Annotated in this window: 25 protein-coding genes and 1 pseudogene; 15 read left to right on the top strand and 11 right to left on the bottom strand. The window is 61.5% G+C overall.

Features of this window, described 5'->3' with window-relative positions; all coding sequences use genetic code 11:
* The first annotated feature begins 18 nt into the window (after positions 1-18).
* From uvrB to AB8B20_RS26840, 5 genes and pseudogenes are all read left to right on the top strand, one after another.
* Positions 19-3039, top strand: coding sequence for an excinuclease ABC subunit UvrB (gene uvrB, locus AB8B20_RS26860; RefSeq protein WP_439073995.1), 3021 nt, complete (start codon positions 19-21; stop codon positions 3037-3039).
* Between the two features lie 43 nt (positions 3040-3082).
* Positions 3083-3371: pseudogene (locus AB8B20_RS26855) on the top strand (type II toxin-antitoxin system RelE/ParE family toxin).
* A 2-nt stretch (positions 3372-3373) separates the two neighbouring features.
* Positions 3374-3661, top strand: a complete 288-nt coding sequence (locus AB8B20_RS26850; protein ID WP_439073996.1) for an addiction module antidote protein — start codon at positions 3374-3376, stop codon at positions 3659-3661.
* A 263-nt stretch (positions 3662-3924) separates the two neighbouring features.
* Positions 3925-5721 (top strand): DUF4209 domain-containing protein, encoded by a 1797-nt coding sequence (locus tag AB8B20_RS26845; protein ID WP_439073997.1) that lies wholly within the window; start codon positions 3925-3927, stop codon positions 5719-5721.
* Positions 5722-6358: 637 nt separating this feature from the next.
* Positions 6359-6586, top strand: coding sequence for a hypothetical protein (locus AB8B20_RS26840; protein ID WP_439073998.1), 228 nt, complete (start codon positions 6359-6361; stop codon positions 6584-6586).
* Positions 6587-6589: 3 nt separating this feature from the next.
* Here the strand turns inward: AB8B20_RS26840 and AB8B20_RS26835 are convergent, their stop codons facing one another.
* Positions 6590-7414 carry a transporter substrate-binding domain-containing protein gene (locus AB8B20_RS26835; protein ID WP_439073999.1) on the bottom strand — a complete coding sequence of 275 codons (825 nt, stop codon included), beginning with the start codon at positions 7412-7414 and terminating at the stop codon, positions 6590-6592.
* Positions 7415-7627: 213 nt separating this feature from the next.
* On the opposite strand from AB8B20_RS26835, the gene AB8B20_RS26830 reads away from it, so the two are divergent.
* Positions 7628-8332, top strand: a complete 705-nt coding sequence (locus tag AB8B20_RS26830) for a GrlR family regulatory protein (RefSeq protein WP_439074000.1) — start codon at positions 7628-7630, stop codon at positions 8330-8332.
* A 106-nt stretch (positions 8333-8438) separates the two neighbouring features.
* Here the strand turns inward: AB8B20_RS26830 and AB8B20_RS26825 are convergent, their stop codons facing one another.
* Positions 8439-9461 (bottom strand): trypsin-like peptidase domain-containing protein, encoded by a 1023-nt coding sequence (locus AB8B20_RS26825; protein WP_439074001.1) that lies wholly within the window; start codon positions 9459-9461, stop codon positions 8439-8441.
* 197 nt (positions 9462-9658) lie between these two features.
* On the opposite strand from AB8B20_RS26825, the gene AB8B20_RS26820 reads away from it, so the two are divergent.
* Positions 9659-10978 carry a dicarboxylate/amino acid:cation symporter gene (locus AB8B20_RS26820; protein ID WP_089261771.1) on the top strand — a complete coding sequence of 440 codons (1320 nt, stop codon included), beginning with the start codon at positions 9659-9661 and terminating at the stop codon, positions 10976-10978.
* A gap of 9 nt (positions 10979-10987) precedes the next feature.
* Here AB8B20_RS26820 and AB8B20_RS26815 read toward each other — a convergent pair whose 3' ends face one another.
* A complete protein-coding gene (locus tag AB8B20_RS26815) occupies positions 10988-11233 on the bottom strand; it encodes a (2Fe-2S) ferredoxin domain-containing protein (RefSeq protein WP_439074002.1) in 246 nt (81 codons plus the stop codon).
* A 103-nt stretch (positions 11234-11336) separates the two neighbouring features.
* Complete coding sequence (locus AB8B20_RS26810) at positions 11337-11516, bottom strand: hypothetical protein (protein ID WP_089261775.1); 180 nt, start codon at positions 11514-11516, stop codon at positions 11337-11339.
* A 144-nt stretch (positions 11517-11660) separates the two neighbouring features.
* Here AB8B20_RS26810 and AB8B20_RS26805 point away from each other — a divergent pair, with 144 nt between their 5' ends.
* The 4 genes from AB8B20_RS26805 (at position 11661) to AB8B20_RS26790 (ending at position 14192) form a co-directional block, all read left to right on the top strand.
* Positions 11661-11936, top strand: a complete 276-nt coding sequence (locus AB8B20_RS26805) for a hypothetical protein (RefSeq protein WP_089261777.1) — start codon at positions 11661-11663, stop codon at positions 11934-11936.
* Between the two features lie 193 nt (positions 11937-12129).
* A complete protein-coding gene (locus AB8B20_RS26800; RefSeq protein WP_089261779.1) occupies positions 12130-12561 on the top strand; it encodes a nuclear transport factor 2 family protein in 432 nt (143 codons plus the stop codon).
* A 122-nt stretch (positions 12562-12683) separates the two neighbouring features.
* Positions 12684-13580: a hypothetical protein gene (locus AB8B20_RS26795; RefSeq protein WP_439074003.1), complete on the top strand. Its 897-nt coding sequence runs from the start codon at positions 12684-12686 to the stop codon at positions 13578-13580.
* Positions 13581-13751: 171 nt separating this feature from the next.
* Positions 13752-14192, top strand: a complete 441-nt coding sequence (locus AB8B20_RS26790; protein WP_439074004.1) for a hypothetical protein — start codon at positions 13752-13754, stop codon at positions 14190-14192.
* 354 nt (positions 14193-14546) lie between these two features.
* On the opposite strand, the gene AB8B20_RS26785 is transcribed toward AB8B20_RS26790, so the two are convergent.
* The 3 genes from AB8B20_RS26785 to AB8B20_RS26775 form a co-directional block, all read right to left on the bottom strand.
* Positions 14547-14690, bottom strand: coding sequence for a hypothetical protein (locus AB8B20_RS26785; protein WP_170849743.1), 144 nt, complete (start codon positions 14688-14690; stop codon positions 14547-14549).
* A 125-nt stretch (positions 14691-14815) separates the two neighbouring features.
* Complete coding sequence (locus tag AB8B20_RS26780; protein WP_439062344.1) at positions 14816-15298, bottom strand: MaoC family dehydratase; 483 nt, start codon at positions 15296-15298, stop codon at positions 14816-14818.
* Positions 15299-15307: 9 nt separating this feature from the next.
* Complete coding sequence (locus AB8B20_RS26775) at positions 15308-15766, bottom strand: MaoC family dehydratase (protein WP_089261787.1); 459 nt, start codon at positions 15764-15766, stop codon at positions 15308-15310.
* Positions 15767-15944: 178 nt separating this feature from the next.
* Between AB8B20_RS26775 and AB8B20_RS26770 the strand changes: the two genes are divergently transcribed.
* Positions 15945-16268 (top strand): DUF4282 domain-containing protein, encoded by a 324-nt coding sequence (locus tag AB8B20_RS26770; RefSeq protein WP_068731168.1) that lies wholly within the window; start codon positions 15945-15947, stop codon positions 16266-16268.
* 128 nt (positions 16269-16396) lie between these two features.
* Here the strand turns inward: AB8B20_RS26770 and ychF are convergent, their stop codons facing one another.
* From ychF to AB8B20_RS26750, 4 genes are all read right to left on the bottom strand, one after another.
* Positions 16397-17494, bottom strand: coding sequence for a redox-regulated ATPase YchF (ychF, locus tag AB8B20_RS26765; protein WP_175367602.1), 1098 nt, complete (start codon positions 17492-17494; stop codon positions 16397-16399).
* 9 nt (positions 17495-17503) lie between these two features.
* Entirely contained in the window at positions 17504-18127 is a 624-nt protein-coding gene (pth, locus tag AB8B20_RS26760) for an aminoacyl-tRNA hydrolase (RefSeq protein ID WP_439057358.1), read from the bottom strand.
* A 21-nt stretch (positions 18128-18148) separates the two neighbouring features.
* Positions 18149-18859, bottom strand: coding sequence for a 50S ribosomal protein L25/general stress protein Ctc (locus AB8B20_RS26755; protein WP_068731165.1), 711 nt, complete (start codon positions 18857-18859; stop codon positions 18149-18151).
* A 241-nt stretch (positions 18860-19100) separates the two neighbouring features.
* Complete coding sequence (locus tag AB8B20_RS26750) at positions 19101-19352, bottom strand: accessory factor UbiK family protein (RefSeq protein ID WP_089261793.1); 252 nt, start codon at positions 19350-19352, stop codon at positions 19101-19103.
* A gap of 176 nt (positions 19353-19528) precedes the next feature.
* Here AB8B20_RS26750 and lgt point away from each other — a divergent pair, with 176 nt between their 5' ends.
* The 3 genes from lgt to pgeF are packed head-to-tail and all read left to right on the top strand — an operon-like array spanning position 19529 to position 22270.
* A complete protein-coding gene (lgt, locus tag AB8B20_RS26745; RefSeq protein WP_439074005.1) occupies positions 19529-20380 on the top strand; it encodes a prolipoprotein diacylglyceryl transferase in 852 nt (283 codons plus the stop codon).
* 1 nt (position 20381) lies between these two features.
* The gene (locus tag AB8B20_RS26740) at positions 20382-21506 is read left to right on the top strand and encodes a class I SAM-dependent methyltransferase (protein WP_439074006.1); all 1125 of its coding nucleotides are present in this window, start codon (positions 20382-20384) and stop codon (positions 21504-21506) included.
* Complete coding sequence (gene pgeF, locus AB8B20_RS26735; RefSeq protein WP_439074007.1) at positions 21503-22270, top strand: peptidoglycan editing factor PgeF; 768 nt, start codon at positions 21503-21505, stop codon at positions 22268-22270. Before AB8B20_RS26740 ends, pgeF begins: the two co-directional genes overlap by 4 nt.
* The last annotated feature ends 13 nt before the right edge of the window (positions 22271-22283 follow it).

Here is a 22283-nt window from a genome sequence, read left to right as displayed (position 1 = left end):
TCGCCCCATATTCCGCCCATGGCGAAGAAACCCGACTCTCCGAAAAAGCCCGCAAAATCAATCAAGACACCCGCCGCCAAGCCTGGCGCCGGCCGTCCCGACGTCAAGCCGATCGGGCCTGCGCTGGCGGAACTGCTGAATCCCGCGATCAACCGCGGCGATGCCGGCATGGGCTCGGGCACCGGCCTGCAGCCGCCGCCGACTAATTCCTTCGAGCGCCGCTCCGGCGGCGAGGCCGCGGTGCATCGCGCGCGCAAATCGACGCCTAAGAAGTTCGAGGGCGATGAAGGCATGCGCCCGACGCCATTGCAGCCGTTTCCCCAGCCTGTTGTCGCGCCCTATGCGCCGCGGCTGAGCGAGCAGAAGGGTCTCGAGGAAGCGCCGCAGGCCAATTACAACACCTCGGCCTCGATCCCGACGCTGGATCCGGAACTGGCCAAGCAGCTCGGCTTCACCACCGAGGAAGAAGACGCCGAGGCGCTGACGGCGCGCCCGCCGCGCAACAAGATGGAAGCCCTCGGCGTGCAGGCCACCGCCGACGCGCTGGAAGCACTGGTGCGCGACGGCCGTCCGGAGTTCAAGGACCAGAAGGTGTGGACGCCGCACCGTCCGCCGCGCCCGGAGAAATCCGAAGGCGGCGTGCGCTTCGAGCTGAAGTCGGAATACGAGCCGAAGGGCGACCAGCCCACCGCCATCAAGGAACTGGTCGAGGGCATCGACCGCAACGACCGCACCCAGGTTCTGCTCGGCGTCACCGGTTCGGGCAAGACCTACACCATGGCCAAGGTGATCGAGGCAACGCAGCGCCCAGCGATCATCCTCGCGCCGAACAAGACGCTGGCCGCGCAGCTCTACGGCGAGTTCAAGAACTTCTTCCCCGACAACGCCGTCGAATATTTCGTCAGCTATTACGACTACTACCAGCCGGAAGCCTACGTCCCGCGCACCGACACCTATATCGAGAAAGACTCGTCCATCAACGAGCAGATCGACCGCATGCGCCACTCGGCGACGCGTGCGCTCTTAGAACGCGACGACGTCATCATCGTGGCCTCGGTATCGTGCATCTACGGTATCGGCTCGGTGGAAACCTATACCGCGATGACCTTCGCGCTCAAGAAGGACGAGCGCATCGACCAGCGCCAGCTGATCGCCGATCTCGTGGCGCTGCAATACAAGCGCACCCAGCACGATTTCACCCGCGGCACATTCCGCGTGCGCGGCGATGTCATCGACATCTTTCCGGCCCACTATGAAGACCGCGCCTGGCGCGTGAACCTGTTCGGCGACACCGTGGAGAGCATCGAGGAGTTCGATCCGCTCACCGGCCACAAGCAGGACGAGCTCGAATTCATCAAGATCTACGCCAATTCGCATTACGTGACGCCGCGGCCGACGCTGATCCAGGCGATGAAGTCGATCAAGGAAGAGCTGAAGTGGCGACTCGACCAGTTGCACAATCAGGGCCGTCTGCTGGAAGCGCAGCGCCTGGAGCAGCGCACCACCTTCGATCTCGAAATGATGGAAGCCACCGGTAGCTGCGCCGGCATCGAGAACTATTCGCGCTATCTCACCGGCCGCCGGCCGGGCGAGCCGCCGCCGACCTTGTTCGAATATGTGCCGGACAATGCGCTGGTCTTCGCCGACGAAAGCCACGTCTCGGTGCCGCAGATCGGCGCCATGTTCAAAGGCGACTTCCGCCGCAAGGCGACGCTGGCGGAATACGGCTTCCGCCTGCCCTCCTGCATGGACAACCGCCCGCTACGATTCGAGGAATGGGACATGATGCGCCCGCAATCGATCGCGGTGTCGGCGACGCCGTCCGGCTGGGAGCTGCAGGAATCCGGCGGCGTGTTCGTCGAGCAGGTCATTCGCCCCACCGGCCTGATCGACCCGCCGATCAATATCCGCCCGGCCCGCACCCAGGTCGACGATCTGTTGGGCGAAGTCCGCGCCACCGCGGCCCAGGGCTATCGTTCGCTGATCACCGTGCTGACCAAGCGCATGGCCGAAGACCTCACGGAGTTCCTGCATGAGCAGGGCATCCGCGTGCGCTACATGCACAGCGACATCGACACCATCGAGCGTATCGAGATCATCAGGGATCTCCGCCTCGGCGCCTTCGACGCGCTGGTCGGCATCAATCTCCTCCGCGAAGGTCTCGACATTCCCGAATGCGCGCTGGTCGCCGTGCTCGACGCCGACAAGGAAGGCTTTTTGCGCTCGGAGACGTCGCTGATCCAGACCATCGGCCGCGCCGCGCGTAACGTCGACGGCCGCGTCATTCTCTATGCCGACCAGATGACCGGCTCGATGACGCGCGCCATCGCCGAAACCGATCGCCGCCGCGAGAAGCAGGTCGAATACAACACGCTGCATGGCATCACGCCGGAGAGCGTGAAGAAGTCGATCGGCGACATCATGAACTCGGTCTATGAAGGCGACCGCGTGCTGGTGGATATCGGCGGCGGCATGGCCGAGGATGCCATCACCATCGGGCACAATTTCGAAGCCGTGCTGGCCGATCTGGAAGTGCGGATGCGCGAGGCCGCGGCCGACCTGAACTTCGAGGAAGCCGCAAGGCTGCGCGACGAGGTCAAGCGCCTGCGCGCCACCGAATTGGCCGTGGTCGACGACCCCACCGTCAAGCAGCGCGGCGTTGCCGCTCGCGGCGGCGGTTACAAAGGCGAGAAGAAGTATGGCGACGCCGCCAATCTTCCCGCGCGTCTCGACAAGGCCGCGCAAGGCAAGGCGCGCGGCAAATACGGCAAGAGTTCATCAGCGGGCGGTGCGTCGTCGAAAGTGCACAAGCCCGGGCTGGACGAGATGGGCATCGCGAACTGGCATGAAGTGAAGCCCGCCCGCGGCAAAGAGGTGGAACGTCCGCGCAAGCCGACACTGGACGAAATGGGTCCGGGCACCGAGAGCAAGATCTTCCAGCCGAAGAACAGCCGCGAGTCCGGGCCGGAGTTTGGCCCCGCGCCAAGATCAACCGGCGGCGCGCCGGGGCATCGGGGTGGGTGGAAGAAGAGGCCCTGATCCGCGCTCATTGACGAATGCATCTGTAGCGTATACGCTACAGATGCCGGTGATCAAGAGAACCGACGAATTCTCGATTTGGCTGAAAAATCTGCGCGACATCCGGGCGCGGGCTGTCGCGCATCGATCGGCTGGAGCTTGGCAACCCCGGCGACGTTGCGCCAGTCGGTGATGGCGTCAGTGAGATGCGCATTCACTACGGACCAGGCTATCGGGTCTATTTCGTCCGTCGCGGCGACGAACTGATCATCCTGCTCTGCGGTGGCGACAAGAGCTCGCAAAGCGCAGACATCGCCGCTGCCAAGCAGCTCGCGCATCAACTGAAGGAGTGAGCATGGCCACCGTGACCCCATTCGATGCCGCCGACTATCTCGACAATCCAGAGATGATCGCCGCCTATCTAACTGAGGCTTTTGAATCGGAAGACCCGGCCTTGATCGCCAAGGCGATCGGCGCCGTTGCCCGCGCGCAGGGCATGACCGACGTTGCCGAGAAGACCGGCCTGTCGCGCGAGAACCTTTATCGCGCGCTCGGCGGTGATGCCAAACCGGAATTCGCGACGGTGCTGAAGGTGTTGCATGCACTCGGGATCAGTTTGGTGGCGCAGACAAGGGTGGCATGAAATGCGCGAAGATCTTTCTGTGACCGCAGTGCCTTCCTTCCTGCGGAACAACATCAAACGCCACCCTGATAGACTGCAGCCGCTACCGGCTGAGCTTTTTCAAAGGATAGTTGCCTTAACGCACGGCATGACGTTCGATCCCACCGAACCGATCGAGGGGCGACGTCGAGCTTTGAGCGACTAGCGCCCCGCCCTACGAAAGCACTCAGGCCCAAGAGCAACATATTATCTCGACACCTTTCCGAACTACGATCGGAATATCCATGATGTCCGCACTCGCCGTTCCAAGTTTTATTGAGGACATCGTCCAGCGCTTCGATGCCAACGAAGAGCCGTTTGATGAATTCACGATCGGCGGCGAGCTGAAGACCGCGCGTGGCGCTTTGATTGATCCGTCCGAAGCCGAAAATCTTGGTGCCTGGGCGGAAGTACTAGCGTTCGCTTTGGCAACTGGCCAACATGAAAACCCGTGGAATAACTACTTTGGCCCCATGGGGTCGGGCACAAACGCCGACGGCCAAATATTCTATTTCCCGGACATCACAGGGACCCCACCAGATGTTGTAACGCATTGGGCGGCCCGGGCACGATCTCTCAAGCATCCCTTCCTTAAATCGCGCTACGCTGATCTTGCGTGGGAAATGAGCGGCCTTATCGGTAAGCGTAAGCGTGATCCAGAGGACGCCCGGATCGCAATCGATTCCTACCTCAATGCAGTTCCACGCATGGCTGAGGACCACAACCAAGTGATGTTTGCGATCCGGGCACTCGACCTTGCCACTTTGATCGACGACAAGGACCGCACCGATCGGGCGCGCGCTACGCTAATGGATATGCATCGCGCATTGATGAAAACTCACGCTGGTATGTGGTGGTACACTGTTGACCGGCTACTTGAGGACAAAAAGGCAGGTGTCACGGATGCGGAGCGTGATGAACTAGTCGCTGACTTGGAAAGCATTGTCACGAAAGGCTCAAATACCGGAGATCCAACCCACTTCAACCCGCATGAGGTCAAGGATGCTGCCGAGCGTTTGATCTCGTATTACCGCCGCTTGAACAAGTTCGATGATATCAGGCGTCTCCACAAGGCCGTCCGCGAGTCATTTGAACACTTCGCGAGTAACGCCGATCCGATGCTCGCGGCGGCATTGCTACAGACGGCCACCGATGAATACCGGGACGCAGGCTTGAAGGACGAGCGCGACCGTACCCGCATCCTTATGCAGCAGAAAATCGGCGCGGCTGGCGAAACTCTTCAATCGGTTGAGCATAAGATCGAGATCACCAAGGACGACATGGACAAGTTCTTGGACCTCGTTGTCGTTGATGACCTTGGCAAAAGCTTTGTGCGTATAACCCGAGAGTTCATGCTGAAACGTGGAGAGCTTGAAAAGGAAGTCCAAAAGACCCTGAAAGAAGCTCCGATTATGGCTCATATCACGCAAATGGTTATGGCCGACGATCACGTTGCCGCAAAGATCGGATCAGTAGGGGAGGATGCGTTCGGTCGCCTTTTCCATCAAGCCAAGTTCTCTTTTCAGTTTGCCACGCCTTGGCTAGCGCAAGCCTTCCGGCGCTTGTTTGAGAGGCACGAAGTAGTGGCCGAGCATTTTTCCGGATGGGCTAACCGTCACGGGTTGTTCGAAGATATGAGTTTATTGGTGGAAGGCGCCCGCGCATGGGAGCGCAACGATCACGTGAAGGCCGCGCATGTGCTTATCCCACAAATTGAGCGCGCGTTGCGGAAGATCGCGGATAGCCTCGGTGTGCCAGTTACCAAGCCTCACCCTAAAGTGTCCGGAACAAGCGTCGCCATCGGACAGGGTGAAATACTCTATAATGACAAGGTTGCAGAGGCCCTTGGGCCCGACGCCACACTACATTTTCAAGCGCTCTATGCCGATCCACGCGGCATGAATCTGCGAAATGAGATCGCGCATGGTTTGATGGATGCGGGTCAATTCTATTGGCACATCGGCAACCTCATTGTTCACTCACTTATGATGCTGGGCTTGTGGAAGGAGTTCGGCGACTTAAGTAAGAAACGGCGAGATTGAGGACGGATCAATAGGTTGAGAGTGGCTCGGAATCCTACCTTGACAAAATTCCTATAAGATTATATACTCATCCCCGTCCTTGCTCATGAGGGGCGCTTCTCGAGGGCGCTTTCGGAGTGGAGCAGGATACGGCGCCTGCGGACGTGCCTCGCAAGCACGGACTCGGGAGGTCCGGGGTCACCGTCCTGGCCCACTACGGGGCTGCGCCGGAAACGGCTGGACGGGTGCGGGTGAAGGCAGGCGAAAGCCTGTCCGGAACGGAGGACTTTATTAGTCCTGCCCAGTACCCGGAAGCACGGTCCCTGGAACAGAAACCGCCGTGATGGAGCGCCGCAAGGCGTTGCGCTGTGGACGGAACGGCGTCGCAACCGGACTGGACGCAGCGACTGACTATCAAGGTGCGCCTTGCGGCGCTCCATTCCCCTCAGTTTTCGAGGGGACAACGACAGCTCACCTCGGGGCTTTCGCCCACGAGAACGATGTCACGTGGCTGTTTGACATTCGAATCGGAGAGACAAATGCGACGGTGCAGGCGCGGACCTGTTGAACCGTTTCGGCGTCCCGCCAACCAATCATGATGCGCGGCCATCACGCCGCATCACGGCGGCAAGTGGCAATGACCGAGTGGCAGTTGGCGATGACCGAGATTAGTGCCCTCAAGAAGCGGCTCGACGACGTCACGCGCGACCACGGCAGAACCCGCGACTATCTGATCGGGCTGGCATCGGGCATGGTGGCTGCGCTGGCGGCCGCGCTGTTCGAGCAATACGGCAGGACGGCCAGCAACATCTATACCCAGATCATCGTCTTCGTGATCTGTTTTGTCCTCATCCGCCGCGTCATGCGCTGGACGCTGAAAGGCTGACGCTCACTTCCCCGCCGGCGGCGCGACGTCGGCGACCTGGCCGCTGCGCTTGAGCGCGTCGGCGACGAAACCCGAGGCCTTCATCTCCTCGACGAAGGCGGCAAGATAGGCGACACCAGTCGTGCGCGGCTTGTCGGCGATGCGCGGCATGGCCATCGCCTGCTGGATCTCCTGGAAATGCCCGGACATCACGCGCATCTCCGGATGGTCCTTGGCATAGGCATCGAGCTGCTGACGGACGCCGGCGGCCGCATCGAGCTTCTCGTCGAGAAACTTGCGGATCATCGCGCTGCCGCCGCCGGCATCGGCGCGCAGTACGGTGGCATGTTTGATGGTGCGGGTGAGATAGAGGTCGTAGGCCGAGCCGAGGCCGACCGACATCCGGACGCCGTCTTTGTCGACGTCATCGACGGTCTTCAGCGGCGAATTCACGGGGACCATGTAGGTGCCCTCGATGATTACATAGGGCGCGGTGAAGATGATCTCCTGCGCGCGCACCGGCTCGATGGCGATGAAGCCGACATCCCAGGCGCCGGCCTTGGCGCCCTCGAACACCTTGCCTGCCGCCTCATAGGGCACATAGTCCACGGCCACGCCGAGGCGCTTGGCGAGTTCAGCGGCAAGATCCGCCGAGACGCCGCGCGGCGCGCCGTCGGGGCCCTTCTGGGCCAGGACGCTATTGCCGTAATTGATCGCGGCGCGGAGTTTGCCGCTGGGGGCGAGATCGCGCAGCACCTCGGGCGATGCCTGAACGGATTGGGCCGCGGGCTGAGCGAAAGCCGGGACTGCAGCAGTCATGAACAGCACCATCCATCGTAAAACACGCATCCTAGGCCTCCCCGATTTCGGCGCGACCATGCCCGCAAACCCGCCGCGCGACAATCGGCGACCAGGGGCTTCGACGACAGCGTGATCGGCCCGGCGCACCCAACCTCCGTTCGTCACGCGGACGGGATGGCTGATATGCCCGGCCGGGAATGCCTGTTATCGCACTGCGCGACCGTCTACACTGGTGCCCGTTGGCGCAGTGGGTGGCTTTAGGTGTTCGACGGTTTCTACAAATGTGACTACCGGGCGGGCGATGTGGTCGGCCGCAGCGTCATGTATTGCAAGGACGGCCGCATGCTCGGCGGCAACACTGCCTTCGCCCATGTCGGCACCTATGAGGAAGCCGACGACGGCATCCATGCGGTGATCCACGGCCAGCGCCATCATGTCGGCTCGCAGTTTCGCACGCTCTATGGCGACGACGACGGCTCGATCCGCGTGCGTGGCATCCACGACGGCAAGAACTACAGGTTCACGGGCGGCGACGCGCAGGGCAAGGGGCCGGCCTTCGAGTCCGTGATGACACGGCTCGACGAAGAGGACTTCCCGGACACCGGAACGGTAGGCGATGGCGGCATCGCCAACGGGCTGTATTCGCTGCACATGAAAACCCTCGACGGCGTCGAGGACGGGCTGACCGGCGTGATGCTGCTGTTCGACGGCCGCATCCTCGGCGGCGATGCGCGCTTCTATTATCTCGGCGCCTATGGTTCGGCCGGCGGCCGCTGGAAGGGCGAGATCGTCAATCAGGAACACACGCCCGCAGCCGGCGGGAGTTCGCTGTTCGCCGGCTATGAAGTGGGCATCGGCTTTTTCGGCAGCTGCAGCGACGGCTGCGCGGCCTTCGAAGCCACCGCCCTCGCCGGCAAGCGCAGCCTGCGCCTCAAGGCCGAGCTGTCGCTGCTGCACAAGGCCTGACGCGGAGCCTTTTCCGTTCCGATTGAATCGGAACGGGGCTCCTGCTTCTTGTTTTACGCGTTTTCTTAACGCGAACCGGTGACCACTTCGCTCGAAAACGCTTTTGTTACGCGCGCGCCAGCACCTTGCGTTCGACGGGATGAATGTCGATGGCGCGCAGGCGGCCCATCCGCAGCACGTCGATCTCGATCGTCCGATCGATACGGTCGCGATCAAGAATGCGGATCAGATCGTCGACGCCGTTCACCGGCACGTGATCGAGACTGATCACGACATCGCCAGGCAACAGACCAGCCTTGAACGCCGGACCGTCGGGATCGATCTGGTCGAGCAGCGCGCCCATGGTGTTCTCGATGCCGGCAAGCACCGCATGGCGGCGCGGGATCGGCGCGGTTTGGCCGGACACGCCGATGAAGGCGCGGCGGACATAGCCGTGGCGGATGATCTCCGACAGCACGAATTGCGCGGTGTTGCTGGCGACCGCAAAGCAGATGCCCTGCGCGCCCTGGATGATGGCGGTGTTGATGCCGATCACCTCGCCGCGCGACGACACCAGCGCGCCACCGGAGTTGCCGGGATTGAGCGCGGCATCGGTCTGGATCACGTCCTCGATGTTGCGCCCGCTCACCGAGCGGATCGAGCGGCCGAGTGCCGAGACGACACCGGCGGTGACCGTGGATTCGAAGCCGAGCGGATTGCCGATCGCGACCACGAGCTGGCCGCGCTTCAGGTTCTTGGAATTGCCGAGACCCGCATAACGCAATTCGCGCGCGCCATCGGCCCGCAGCAAAGCAAGATCGGTATCGGGATCGGCGCCGAGCACGCGGGCATCGGTGACGACGCCTTCGGTGTCGCGCAGGCGTATATGCTTCGAATTGCCGACGACATGGCTGTTGGTCAGGACAAGGCCGTCCGGCGAGATGACGATGCCCGAGCCCAGCCCGCCGCGTTCGCGGGCATTCGGCGTCCTCGCGCCGGTCTCGACGCGCACGACCGCGGGACCGACGCGTTCGGTGACATCGATGACAGCGTTCGAATAGGCATCGAGCAGCGCAGCATCGTTCGGCACTGCGGCAACGGCGGATGTCGCGGAATCGTCATTTAAGGGATGTGCGGTGATATCAAGCATGGCGATGCTTCCTTTGACATTTAAATGGCCCCGGCGCGCACCACTGCAAGTGCAGCATGCACGGGAGACATGGCCGGGCTGCGCCGCGCTTTAACCTCAGGTCTGTTCAAAGCGTGACTTTACGCCGCAGCTCAGCGCACCTATGTTTTGCGCGCGGCTGTCGATGGTGATGAGCGCTTTCAAGGGACGAAACCACGATGGCCAAGCAACCCTGGTATCGCATTCTCTATATCCAGGTGCTGATCGCGATCGCGATCGGCGTCACCGTCGGCTACTTCTATCCGGATGCGGGCAAGGCCCTGAAGCCGCTCGGCGACGGCTTCATCGCGCTGATCAAGATGATGATCGCGCCGGCGATCTTCTGCACCGTGGTGCACGGCATCGCCTCCATCGGCGACATGAGCAAGGTCGGCCGCATCGGCGGCAAGACGCTGCTGTATTTCGAGACGGTCTCCACCCTGGCGCTACTGATCGGCCTGCTGGTCGGCCACTTCCTGCAGCCCGGCGCCGGCTTCAATATCGATCCCTCCACATTGGACGCAAAATCCGTCGCCAGCTATGTCAGCCGCGCCAAGGAGGAAAGCTTCGTCACCCATCTGATGGGAATCATTCCGACGTCCTATTTCGACTCGCTGGCCAAAGGCGATCTGCTGCAGGTGCTGCTGGTGGCGATCCTGTCCGGCTTCGCGATCTCGCATATGGGCAAGCCCGGCGAAAAGATCGCCGAAGGCGTTGATCTCGCCGGCAAGATGTTCTTCCGCATCATCGGCATGATCGTGCAGCTCGCGCCCATCGGCGCCTTTGGCGCGATGGCTTTCACCATTGGCTCGTTCGGCCTCGGCGCCCTCGTCAATCTCGGCTATCTCATCTTCACCTTCTATCTGGCGTCGCTGCTGTTCGTGCTGCTGGTGCTCGGCGGTATCGCGCGTGCCTTCGGCTTCTCGATCCTGCGTTTCATCGGCTATATCAAGGACGAGCTGCTGATCGTGCTCGGCACCTCGTCGTCCGAAACCGTGCTGCCGCGCATGATCACCAAGATGGAAGCGCTCGGCGCATCGAAGCCCGTGGTCGGCCTCGTGATCCCGACCGGCTACAGCTTCAATCTCGACGGCACCAATATCTACATGACGCTAGCCACGCTGTTTCTGGCGCAGGCCACCAACACGCATCTCACCTTCGGCCAGATGGCTGCAGTGCTCGGCGTGGCAATGCTGACATCGAAGGGCGCATCGGGCGTCACCGGCGCGGGCTTCGTGACGCTGGCCGCGACGCTGTCGATCATCCCCGATATTCCCATCACCGCGCTGGCCATTATCGTCGGCATCGACAAGTTCATGAGCGAATGCCGCGCACTCACCAATCTGATCGGCAACGGCGTCGCCACCATCGTCATCAGCCGCTGGGAAGGCGAACTCGATCGCCATCAGCTCCACGAGGCGCTGCTGCATCCGATCGATTTCGGCGAAGAGATGGAGCGCCGGCCGCTGGGAGAACTGCCGGAGAAATCGGCCGCCTGATCACCCTGTCTAGGGCACGCGATCCGGCATCAGCGTCTCCGCCGCCTCTGCGCTAGCGTCCGCACCTGACAGCAACAGATACTGCCCGTTCTTTAGCGTCGCGGCACTGGCCACGACGACGGCCCGCTTCGGGCAGATGCCAAGGCAACTCGTCAGCACCACGCGTGGACCTTTCACGTCCTGCTTCGCGCTGCGGCGTTTCAAGTCCGACTTGAGCGATTTGCGCAGTGCCTTGCCGTCATCAATGCGACCCAAGCATTTCTTGCAGACAAGAACGGGTGACGCGCGGCGCAAGCGCGCGGTGACGACGGGTTTACTGGCCATTCCTGTTATATAGAAACCGCCTGCTGCATTGCGATCACCCCGACCGGCGGTTGCTGGTGTTCTGCGTGAGATTGCCGTGCGCCGCCTGCTCACGAATATTGTGCTTCTCGTCGTCGCGATGACCCTTGGTGTTATCGAGCGTAACCTTCGGCGCGCTGCCAGGTCCCTTGTCGCTGCAATTATCTTCGGGAACGGGCTGGATGTGCTTGGTCATCGGGAATCTCCCTTGCAGATCGGGAGAAAACGCAGCCGCCCAAGCAGCGTTCCTCTCCCGGGCTCCGGCACATGAAATCGCCGCCCGCCGTTGAACCTTCTGGCGCCATTGTTTGACGCATAAAACATTGAGTGGGGGCGCTGCATGAAAATCGCGTTGCTGATCTTGCTGGGTCTGGTTCTGGGCTTGCTCGGTGGAGCGGCCGTGGGGATCGGCGCCGGCGTTGCCTGGGTCGAATTGTTCAAGACCAGCAATTTCGAGGGCTACAGCGCCATGCTGGTGTTTTTCACCTTCATGCCCATTGGCGCACTCCTCGGCGCCGTCGGCGGGGCCCTCCTGTTCGGCGTTATGGCTGCCCGCAATGGCGATGTCGCCATGGAACCACTCCCCGTGCAGGACCACGAGCAGACATACCGGTAAGGTTATGCCGACGCCGCAATGCAGCTTAACGTTTTGGTGAGCAGCTCCTCACCACGAACATTTGTGCATTGCAAAATAAACCGTTGAATTTTAGCGAAATTATATTACTTCAGCTATCAAGCAATTTGTGCAGACCGCCCGGGCAACGTTGCCCCGGCGCGCAAGTGTTTCAACCATTTTCAGGACTATCCCAATGACAGAGCACAGCCTCTGGCGTTTTTCGCGTGCGTTGCATCGCGCCATCAATGAACGCCAACTCGACCAACTCGCTGACATCATCGACGACAATATCGAATGGGCGGTCTACGGGCCGATCGACATGTTTCCGTTTCTCGGTGCGCGCCACGGCAAAGCCGCCGTGCTCGATGTCTGCAAGCAGATCGCCGACAATGTGCGTGTGCATCGCTTCGAGCGTGAGTCGATGATCCTTGGTGATGAGTCTGGCTCCGCAATGATGCGCTTCTCGCTGACTGCGCTGGATTCGAACCGCCCTATCAGCCTGCGGCTGGCGCAATTCGCGCAGTTCAAGGCCGGGCGTCTGACCAGCATGCGCGTGGTCGTGGATACGTTCGACCTGGTCGAGCAGGCATTGGGCCGGCCTATCCATCTGCCGAAGATCGCCTGAGCAGCACGGCGATTGCCAATCGCCAACGTCCATCCCCAGCGAAATGTTGCGACGCCACAATTCCGCCGGGCCTGATGGTATTATGTGCCAATCGATCCGCGATCTTGCTGGGCAGTGGCACGATGGCTTCAATCAAACCGACATATTGGGCGCTTGTCGCAGCACTCGGCGGAACCGCGTTTGCCTTTCCGGCTCACGCGCAGAATCCGTGGCGTGGTCTTATCGATCTCGCGCCGCCTCCCGGCGAAATAGAGCAGGTCGACACGGCAGCCACTCCTCCTGCTGACACACCGGAACCCGACTGGAGCCTCTTGAACGCCGACGATTCGCCGACGGCGAAGGCATCGCTCCGCGAGAAGCGCTCGTCGCTGATCGTCGGCAGCCCGTCGTCCAGCTGGACTTCCAATGACAGCAACGGCGCGTCCGCACTCTCGGTCAAGCAGTCGGTTACGCCGTTCTGGGATACCCGCGTCGGCGCCGACATCAATGTCGCGCGGCAAAACGCGCCGCGCAGCGCAGCCGATGCGTACCGCAACCAATTCGGCGACGGCACGGCGCAGGCCCAATCGGGCGGCGCCGCCTGGGCGGCAGCGACTGCTCCCGGCGTGGGCTCAATCTGGGACAAGACGGCGATCGAAGCGCGCGTCGATCCGGGCGCGGATCAAACCAAACTGGGCACTTCGCTCAGCAAGTCGGTACCCATTGCCGGCGATCAGTATTCGCTGACGCTGCAGAGCGGCTACAACGTGATCCAGCAAGGCAGCATTCCAGCCATTGGTTACAACGGTCGCCCCACGCGAAGCTACGAGACCGACCAGCTCGCGCGCTTCAACATCACCGATACCGGCACCAGCTTCATCGCCGGGCAATCGCTCGCCACCACCGACGACAAATGGCTGCGCAAGTTCGGCGCCGAGCAGAAGCTGTTTGGCGGCGTCAACGTCTCCGGATCGATCAGCGAGACCGTTCAGGGCGTGACCAACAAGACGTTCTCGGCCGGCTTCAAGCATAGTTGGTGAATTAAGTTTTAATACACTTTGCCAGACGATTGCCGGCAAAGATCGGCGCCCTGCCGCATATTCGCCGCTATCTCGTCAAAATCCACTGCGCAGATGTACACGTAAATTTGTCATGCGGGGGACCGCGCTCGCTCATTGTGAAGTCCGCTTCACACAAACAAGGAAGAGCTGATGAGTGCCATTCGTTCAGAACAGACAGAAGCCAAAGATGACGACAGCAACCTCGCCGCTGTGTCTGAAGTCGAAGCGGGTATCCGCGACTTCGTGCGCAACGATATCGCTTACCTCCGTCGTCCGGTGCCTGGCATGGTGAACAATTCAAGTGAAACCACCACCGGCAGCGAAGCGCCGCTGGAAGCGACGACCGAAGCAACCGTGAACAGCGTCAATTCGCTGATCCAGCGTGTCGCCGGTACCTCGCTCGGCGAGATCGAGAAGCTGGTTTCCGAACTCGAAAGCCTGCGCGACCTGCTCCACGCCGAAGGCCAGCGCGTTCAGCGCGAGATCTCGGGCTATGCCCAGCTCAGCCAGGCCGCGATGAAGTCGACCCGCCTGATCGCCGACAACGTCGCGCAGTGGAAGCGTACCGCTGACGGTCTGCGTCACGACTGATCGGCACTAGACCGCCCGAATCAAAAGCCGCCGCCCGAAAAGGCGGCGGTTTTTTCGTGAGCCCGTTCAATTGAACTTTATTCGTTTTGTTCCCGACCAACGGTTACGCAGCACCTGCGAACTGCTTTTGGGGGAATCGATCCGTGGAGACCATTCGGCCGAACAACACCGATCCCATTCCGGCGCGCAGCAACGCGCCCAGGATGGGGACCATTATCTTACGTTTTGTCGGATTGCTGTTGGTGGCCGTGGCATTGCTCGCCTGGGCCTGGAGTCGCTGAGGTCGCCATCATCGACCCTACTCACGAAAAAACCCGCGCAGTTCGGCGCGGGTCTGGTTAGCAACTCGTAAAATTACTCGCTGACGACCGCGCTGCTCTCGAGCGTATAGGCGCCATCGGCATAACCCTTGACCACCATGCACGTGGCCAGCATCACCGCAAGCGTCACGCTCGCAAAGATGAAGCCCACAAATTTCAATCCGGTGCGGTCAGCCATTGTCGTCCCCAAAATCGTCCTACGAAGTGTCGTCTCGGTCGTCATACCCGTGAGTCGCAGATCACGCTCACAAGGTTCAGAACCCCTTAACAGAGCTAGGGTTCCATCGATAAAGTTTGAAATGGTTAAGCCGCGTCGCCCCGTTGCGGCAGAAAGACCGAACCAAGGAAGCTGTAGACCTCCTCGCCGCGCTGATTAACGGCAACGTTCCTCGACTGCAAGATCCCCCAACCCGGACGCGTCGCGGTCGCGCGCACGGACACGACCTCGCTGCTATAAGTCAGGGTATCGCCGGCGAGAACAGGCCGGGTCCAGCGCAAATCACGAAAACCGGGAGATGGGCCGCCGACTGGAGGCTCTTCGCCACGCGCCTCTGCCTCCGCCTTTGCGCGCTGGCCATCGGCGACCAGCAACTTCATGCAGACCGACGCCACGTGCCAGCCCGACGCAGCGAGACCACCGAATAGCGATTTGCGGCCGGCCTCTTCATCGAGATGGAACGGTTGCGGATCGAATTGCCTGGCAAACGCCTTGATCGACTCCGCCGTGAACGTGAACGAGCCGAGCTCACGGCGCATACCGATTTGGATGTCTTCCAGATAGCGCATGCTGCGACCCTAGTTCCCGGAGGCGGGTTCACGCACCCCGATCATGATCGGGGTGATCATCTCGGAAATCGTCTGCCCCTTGGCATTGCGTGTGCTGAACTTGAATTTAACGATGCCCAAGGTCGGCCGGCTTTGCGATACGCGCGCCTCGACCACTTCGACATCCAGCGTCAGATCGTCGCCGGGGCGAAACGGCGCGAGCCATCGCATCTGATCTACGCCCGGCGAGCCCATCGATGCGGTCTTGTGCAGAAATCCGTCATAGATCATCCGCATCATCAGCGAGCACATGTGCCAGCCGGAGCCGGAAAGTCCTTTGAGCATCGATGCGCTTGCGGCAACTTCATCGAGATGCATCGGCTGCGGATCGTATTCTTTCGCATAGGCGATAATCTCGTCGCGCGTAATATGGCGCGGCCCGAAGGTCCCGAAGTGGCCGGGCTTAAAATCTTCAAATGTCAGGGTCATAATGGGGAATGCCGTCGAGGAAGCCTGATTGTGGCCGTTATTTGCAGCAATCTCAACCCGGTCGCTTGCATGGCTTTCCCGCGATCCTGCCCGTCAATGTGGTCGGGCCGGGATATTTGAAGCCGTTTCTCAATGCAATTGAATTTGTCACACATCTACACGGCGGGGGATTTTACCGATGTTCGAATTTCGCGATCTGTTTCAGTGGGACCGTTTCATCACGCCCACCATCATCAAGACGTTCTATTGGCTGGTGATCGCACTGATCATTCTGTTCGGCATTTCCGGGATCTTTTCGGGTCTCGCCGCAATGGCCATCAGCCCGTTCGGCGGTTTCGTCCTCGTGATGTCGAGCCTCGCGAGCGTCATCGTCGGCATCATCTTCGCACGTATTGCGGCTGAGTTCGTTCTGATCGTGTTCCGTATCAACGAACATCTCGGCGCGCTACGGGATCAGGGGCAAAACCTCGGGCAGGATCACGGCCACGGCCAGCAGTACTGAAAACTACCGCGCTCTCAACCGTCATTGCGAGGAGCCCTTGCGACGAAGCAATCCAGTCTTCGCTTGTGGCTCCTGGATTGCCGCGTCGCTTCGCTCCTCGCAATGACGGGGAGAGGATTGAGAATATCTTACGTGTTGAACCGGAAATGCAGCACGTCGCCGTCAGCGACGACATATTCCTTGCCTTCCAGCCGCAGCTTGCCGCCATCGCGCGCCCCGGCTTCGCCGCCGAGCCTGACATAGTCTTCATAGCCAATGGTTTCCGCGCGGATAAAGCCCTTCTCGAAATCCGTGTGGATCACGGCTGCAGCCTGCGGTGCCTTGGTGCCCTGGGTGATGGTCCAGGCACGGGCTTCCTTTGGGCCGACGGTGAAGTAGGTGATGAGGTGCAGCAGCGAATAGCCTGCACGGATCAGGCGATCGAGGCCCGCTTCCTCAAGCCCGAGCGTATCGAGGAATTCCACGCGTTCGGCACGTGACAGCGTCGCGATCTCGGATTCGATCTTCGCGGAGATGGCGACCGCAACAGCGCCCTCCTTCGCAGCATGTTCTGCAACCCGCTTCGAGTATTCGTTGCCTTCGCCCGCCGCGCCTTCTTCGACGTTGCAGACATAGAGAACAGGCTTGGAGGTCAGCAAGCCGAGCATGCCGAACGCGCGCTCTTCCTCGGGCTTGCGCTCGAGAAAACGTGTCGGCTTGCCGTCCCGCAGCAGCACCAACGCGCGCTGGACCAGATCGAGCTGTTCCTTGGCGTCCTTGTCGTTGCCCTTGGCCTTCTTGGTCAGGTTGTCGATGCGCTTCTCGCAAGAATCCAGATCCGCAAGCATCAGCTCGGTCTCGATGATCTCGATGTCGGCGAGCGGATCGATCTTGCCTTCGACATGGGTGATGTCGTCATCGATGAAGCAACGCACCACATGGGCGACGGCATCGACTTCGCGGATGGTGGCGAGGAACTGGTTGCCAAGGCCTTCGCCCTTCGACGCGCCTTTCACCAGGCCCGCGATGTCCACGAAGGTCAGGCGCGTCGGGATGATCTGCTGCGACTTGCCGATCTCGGACAATTTGTCGAGCCGCTTGTCCGGCACCGCGACTTCACCGACATTCGGCTCGATGGTGCAGAACGGATAGTTCGCAGCCTGCGCCGCGGCAGTTTCGGTGAGCGCATTGAACAGCGTCGATTTGCCGACATTCGGCAGTCCGACGATCCCGCATTTGAATCCCATGACCCTGTCCTAATTCTTCGACGGCTTCTCAGCGGAGCCGTTGTCGTCCTTCGACGTGAAACCCTTGGCCTGCATCGTCAGATGCACCTTGTTCTGAAACGACGAGTCCTGACCACCGACCAGCAGGCCGACATGGTCCGACACCGCATCGTTGAACGCTTCGAGCTGAGGCCGTTCGGCCTTGGCGAAATCGCTCAGCACGTGATTATGTACCAGCTCCTTGGCACCGGGATGTCCGATGCCGAGGCGCACGCGCCGATAGTCGTTGCCGACATGCGCGGAGATCGAGCGCAGACCGTTATGTCCCGCAATGCCGCCGCCGACCTTCACGCGCACCTTGGAGAATGGCAGTTCGAGCTCGTCGTGAAACACGGCGATGTCGCCGAGTGAAATCTTCAAATAGGCGGACGCTTCCTGAACTGAGCGGCCGGAGTCGTTCATGAAGGTCATCGGCTTCAGCAGGATGACGCGCTCGCCGTCCAGCGTGCCTTCGGAGGTCTCGCCCTGAAAGCGACGGCGCCACGGTCCAAAACCGTGACGCCGCGCGATATCATCGAGAACCATGAACCCGATATTGTGCCGGTTGCCCTGGTATTTGGCACCAGGGTTTCCGAGTCCAACAAAGAGAAGCATGACGCGGAGCTCCGCGCCGGATTACTTCTTCTTCGCCGGAGCGGCGGCAGCGGCCGGAGCCTTCGCGCCAGCGGCGGGGGCCTTGGCGCCGGCAGCCGGAGCCTTGGCACCCGCAGCGGCAGGAGCCGCAGCAGCAGCCGCAGGGGTCGCAGCTTCTTCACCGTAGCCCGACGGAGGCACGATGGTGACCAGCGTCAGATCGGCATCACGCGCCAGCGTCTTCACGCCCTTCGGCAGAACAACGTCGGTGATGTGCAGCGACGTGCCGATATCGAGCTGGCCGACATCAACTTCGAGGAACTGCGGAATGCTCTCGGCTTCGGCTTCCAGTTCGATCGTGTGGGTCACGATGTTGATGGTGCCGCCACGCTTCACGCCCGGAGCGCCTTCAGCACCCTTGATGTGCAGCGGAACGCTGACGCGGATGGTCGCGCCTTCGCCGAGGCGGAGGAAGTCGACGTGGAGCGGGAAGTCCTTGACCGGGTCGAGGTGGAAGTCGCGCGGAATCACGCGGTGCTTCTTGCCCTCGAGTTCGATGTCGTAAATCGTGGTGAGGAACCGGCCTGCCAGAATGCGCTGACGCAGTTCGGCATCATTCACCGAAATCGCCACCGGGGGTTTGTTGTCACCATAGATCACTCCGGGCACTCGGCCGGCGCGACGCTCTGCCCGTGCGGCCCCCTTGCCGCCGACCGGACGTGAGGTCGCCTTCAATTCCTTGACGGTCGCCATCGTTTAAGTCCTTGTTTTCTAAAAGTTAAAGGCCGCAATGCGGCCCGTTTTCACGCTGCAGCAAGCCTCCAGGGGTGCGGGGGCTGCGGACGTGGGCGGCTTCTACCGCCGAAACGCCAAAAAGACAAGGAAATGACAGGCTTTTTCTTCGTCGGCGGGCCCCTTCCAGGGGCTTATTTTGGCCGTCTATGCACGGGTAGCCGATGTCCGGCGCGCCGTGCAGGCCACCGCAGGCTTCCACTCAGCCGCCGAGCTTGGCTTCCAGCGCTGCGATCCGAGCCTTCAGCGCCTCGTTCTCCTCGCGGGCGAGCCTGGCCATATCCTTGACCGCCTCGAACTCCTCACGCTTCACGATATCGAGGTCGCGCAGGATCTTCTCAGCCTGGTTGCGCACAACCGTATCGACCTCGCGCTTGACGCCCTGAGCCGCGCCGGCGGCATCATTCATCAGGCGGCCGATCTCGTCGAAGAACCGATTGTTGGTCTGGGTCATGGCAAGAACTCCGGTCGGATGAACAAACACGCGGGATTAAGTTGTAGATCGACAATGGCGATCCCGACCGCGCAGTTCAAGTATCGCCTGCTTTTGGCGTTCACAACTGCAGAAGTCCCTTAATTCGTCACATGCCAATGCTTTACTGGCGCCATCGGGAGCCGTAAGCCCACCACATGCCATTCCTGACCATCGCCTTCCCCGTTTTCGATCCGATCGCCATCGCGCTCGGCCCGATTGTCATTCGCTGGTACGCGCTGGCCTATATCGGCGGCATCGTGATCGGCTGGATTTATGCCCGCGCGCTGATCAAGAGCACGAGACTGTGGGGCGGCCCCTCACCAATCTCCCTGCTGGATTTCGACGACTTCATCCTCTGGGTGACCATCGGCATCATTGTCGGCGGCCGCACCGGCTATGTGCTGTTCTACAATCTGGATTTCTTCATCGCCCACCCTGCCGAGATCTTCGAGCTCTGGAAGGGCGGCATGTCGTTCCATGGCGGCTTCATGGGCTGCGTCTTTGCCGTGTTTCTGTTCTGCTGGAAACGTGGGCTGTCGGTGCTGTCGCTCGGCGACATCACCTGCGCGGTCGGCCCGATCGGCCTGCTGCTCGGACGCCTCGCCAATTTCATCAACAGTGAATTGTGGGGCCGCCACGCCGACGCCAGCGTGCCCTGGGCGATGGTGTTTCCCAATGGCGGGCCGCTACCGCGCCATCCCAGCCAGCTCTATGAAGCTGGCCTAGAAGGCATCGGGCTGTTTCTCATTCTCGCCCTGATGATCCGGGCCGGTGCGCTGAAGCGGCCTGGCCTGATCCTCGGCGCCTTCATCTTTTTTTATGCGCTGGCGCGTATTACGGGAGAATTCTTCCGCGAGCCGGACCCACAACTCGGATTTCTGTGGGGTGGGCTCACCATGGGCATGCTGCTCTCCGTGCCGATGATATTTGTGGGACTCGTTTTGATGGTGCGCGCCTGGCGAAAGCCGCAGGCATCGCTCGAATTGAGCCCAGGCAAGAAGGCCTGATGTGACCGACCAATCGCCGCTGCAGGATGAAATCAAGCGCCTGATCAAGTCCACCGGACCCATGCCGGTGTGGCGCTACATGCAGCTGTGCCTGACCCATCCGCAACACGGCTACTACATTTCCCGCGATCCGCTCGGTCGCGAGGGTGACTTCACCACGTCGCCCGAAGTCAGCCAGATGTTCGGCGAGCTGCTCGGCCTGTGGTCGGCTTCGGTCTGGCGCGCGATCGGCGCGCCGCCCTTCGTCCACCTGATCGAGCTGGGCCCCGGCCGCGGCACCATGATGGCCGACGCGCTGCGCGCCCTGCGCGTGTTGCCGCCGCTGTATCAGGCGCTCAACGTGCATCTGGTCGAGATCAATCCCGTACTGCGCGAGAAGCAGAAGGCAACGCTGTCTGGCGCCCGCAACGTCACCTGGCACGACAGTATCGAGACCGTCCCCGCGGGCCCATCGATCATCCTCGCCAATGAATATTTCGACGTGTTGCCTATCCATCAGGCCGTGAAGCGCGAAGGCGGCTGGCACGAGCGCATGGTGGATATCGACAGCAACGGCCAGCTGATGTTCAGCGCGTCAACCGATCCGCTGCCGCGCTTCGACGTGCTGCTGCCGCCGCTGGTGCGCGCAGCCCCTGTCGGCGCGGTGTTCGAATGGCGCCCCGATACCGAAATGATGAAGATTGCCAGCCGCGTCCGCGACGAAGGCGGCGCGGCTCTGATCATCGATTACGGCCATGTCCGCAGCGATGCAGGCGACACCCTGCAGGCCATCGCGCAGCACAGCTATGCCGATCCGCTGAAGAATCCCGGCCAGGCCGATATCACCGCGCATGTGGATTTCCAGGCGCTCGGCCGCGCAGCAGAGGATGTTGGCGCACGCGTGCACGGGCCGGTGACGCAGGGCGAATTCCTCAAGCGCCTCGGCATCGAGACGCGCGCGCTGACCCTGATGGCCAAAGCCACGCCGGAAGTTTCCGAAACCGTCTCCGGCGCACTGAAACGCTTGATCGACAGCGGCCGCGGCGGCATGGGCTCGATGTTCAAGGTGGTCGGCATCTCCGATCCCAATATCGACACGCTGGTGGCACTGAGCGACGACACCGGCATAGAGACCCCGACATCATGACTTTCACATCGCCTTTGCTGTCAGCCATTCCCGGCCTGCGCCACGCGTTCTTCACGCGCGACGGCGGCGTCTCCGAAGGCATCTATGCCGGCCTTAATGGCGGGCTCGGATCGAACGACGATCCCGCGCATGTGGCGGAGAACCGCCGGCGCATGGCGGCGGAGATGGGCGTCGATCCCCTGCACTTCCTCACCGCCTATCAGGTCCATTCGCCCGATGTCGCCGTCGCCACGGCACCGTGGAATGGCGATTCACGACCGCGCGTCGATGCGATGGTGACGAAGGTCGAGGGCCTGGCGCTCGGCGTCACGACGGCCGATTGCGGACCGGTGCTGTTTGCCGATCCCAAGGCTCGCGTCATCGGTGCCGCTCATGCCGGCTGGAAGGGCGCCTTCACCGGCGTGCTCGAGGCCACTATCGCGGAGATGGAAAAACTCGGCGCCGACCGCTCCGACATCGTGGTCGCGATCGGTCCGCTGATCCGCCAGCCAAGCTATGAGGTCGGGGCCGAATTCGTCGAGCGCTTCACGCAGTCCGATGCTGGCTTCGCCCGGTTCTTCATTCCCTCGACCCGCGCCGGTCATGCCATGTTCGATCTCGGCGGCTTCATTCGGATGCGGCTGGAGCGCGCCGGCATTGCCATTATCGATGACACCGGCATCGACACCTATCCCGACAGCAACCTGTTCAGCTATCGCCGGTCGGTGCATCGGAACGAGCCGGATTACGGACGCCAGATCCACGCCATCGTGCTTGAGCGGTAACTCGCGCGTTGAC

Origin of the sequence: Tardiphaga sp. 866_E4_N1_4, from assembly GCF_052076075.1 — a bacterium.
GTDB classification, from domain to species: Bacteria; Pseudomonadota; Alphaproteobacteria; order Rhizobiales; family Xanthobacteraceae; genus Tardiphaga; species Tardiphaga robiniae.
Note: the sequence above shows the minus strand (reverse complement) of the source record. Positions and strands in the feature narration are given on the sequence as shown.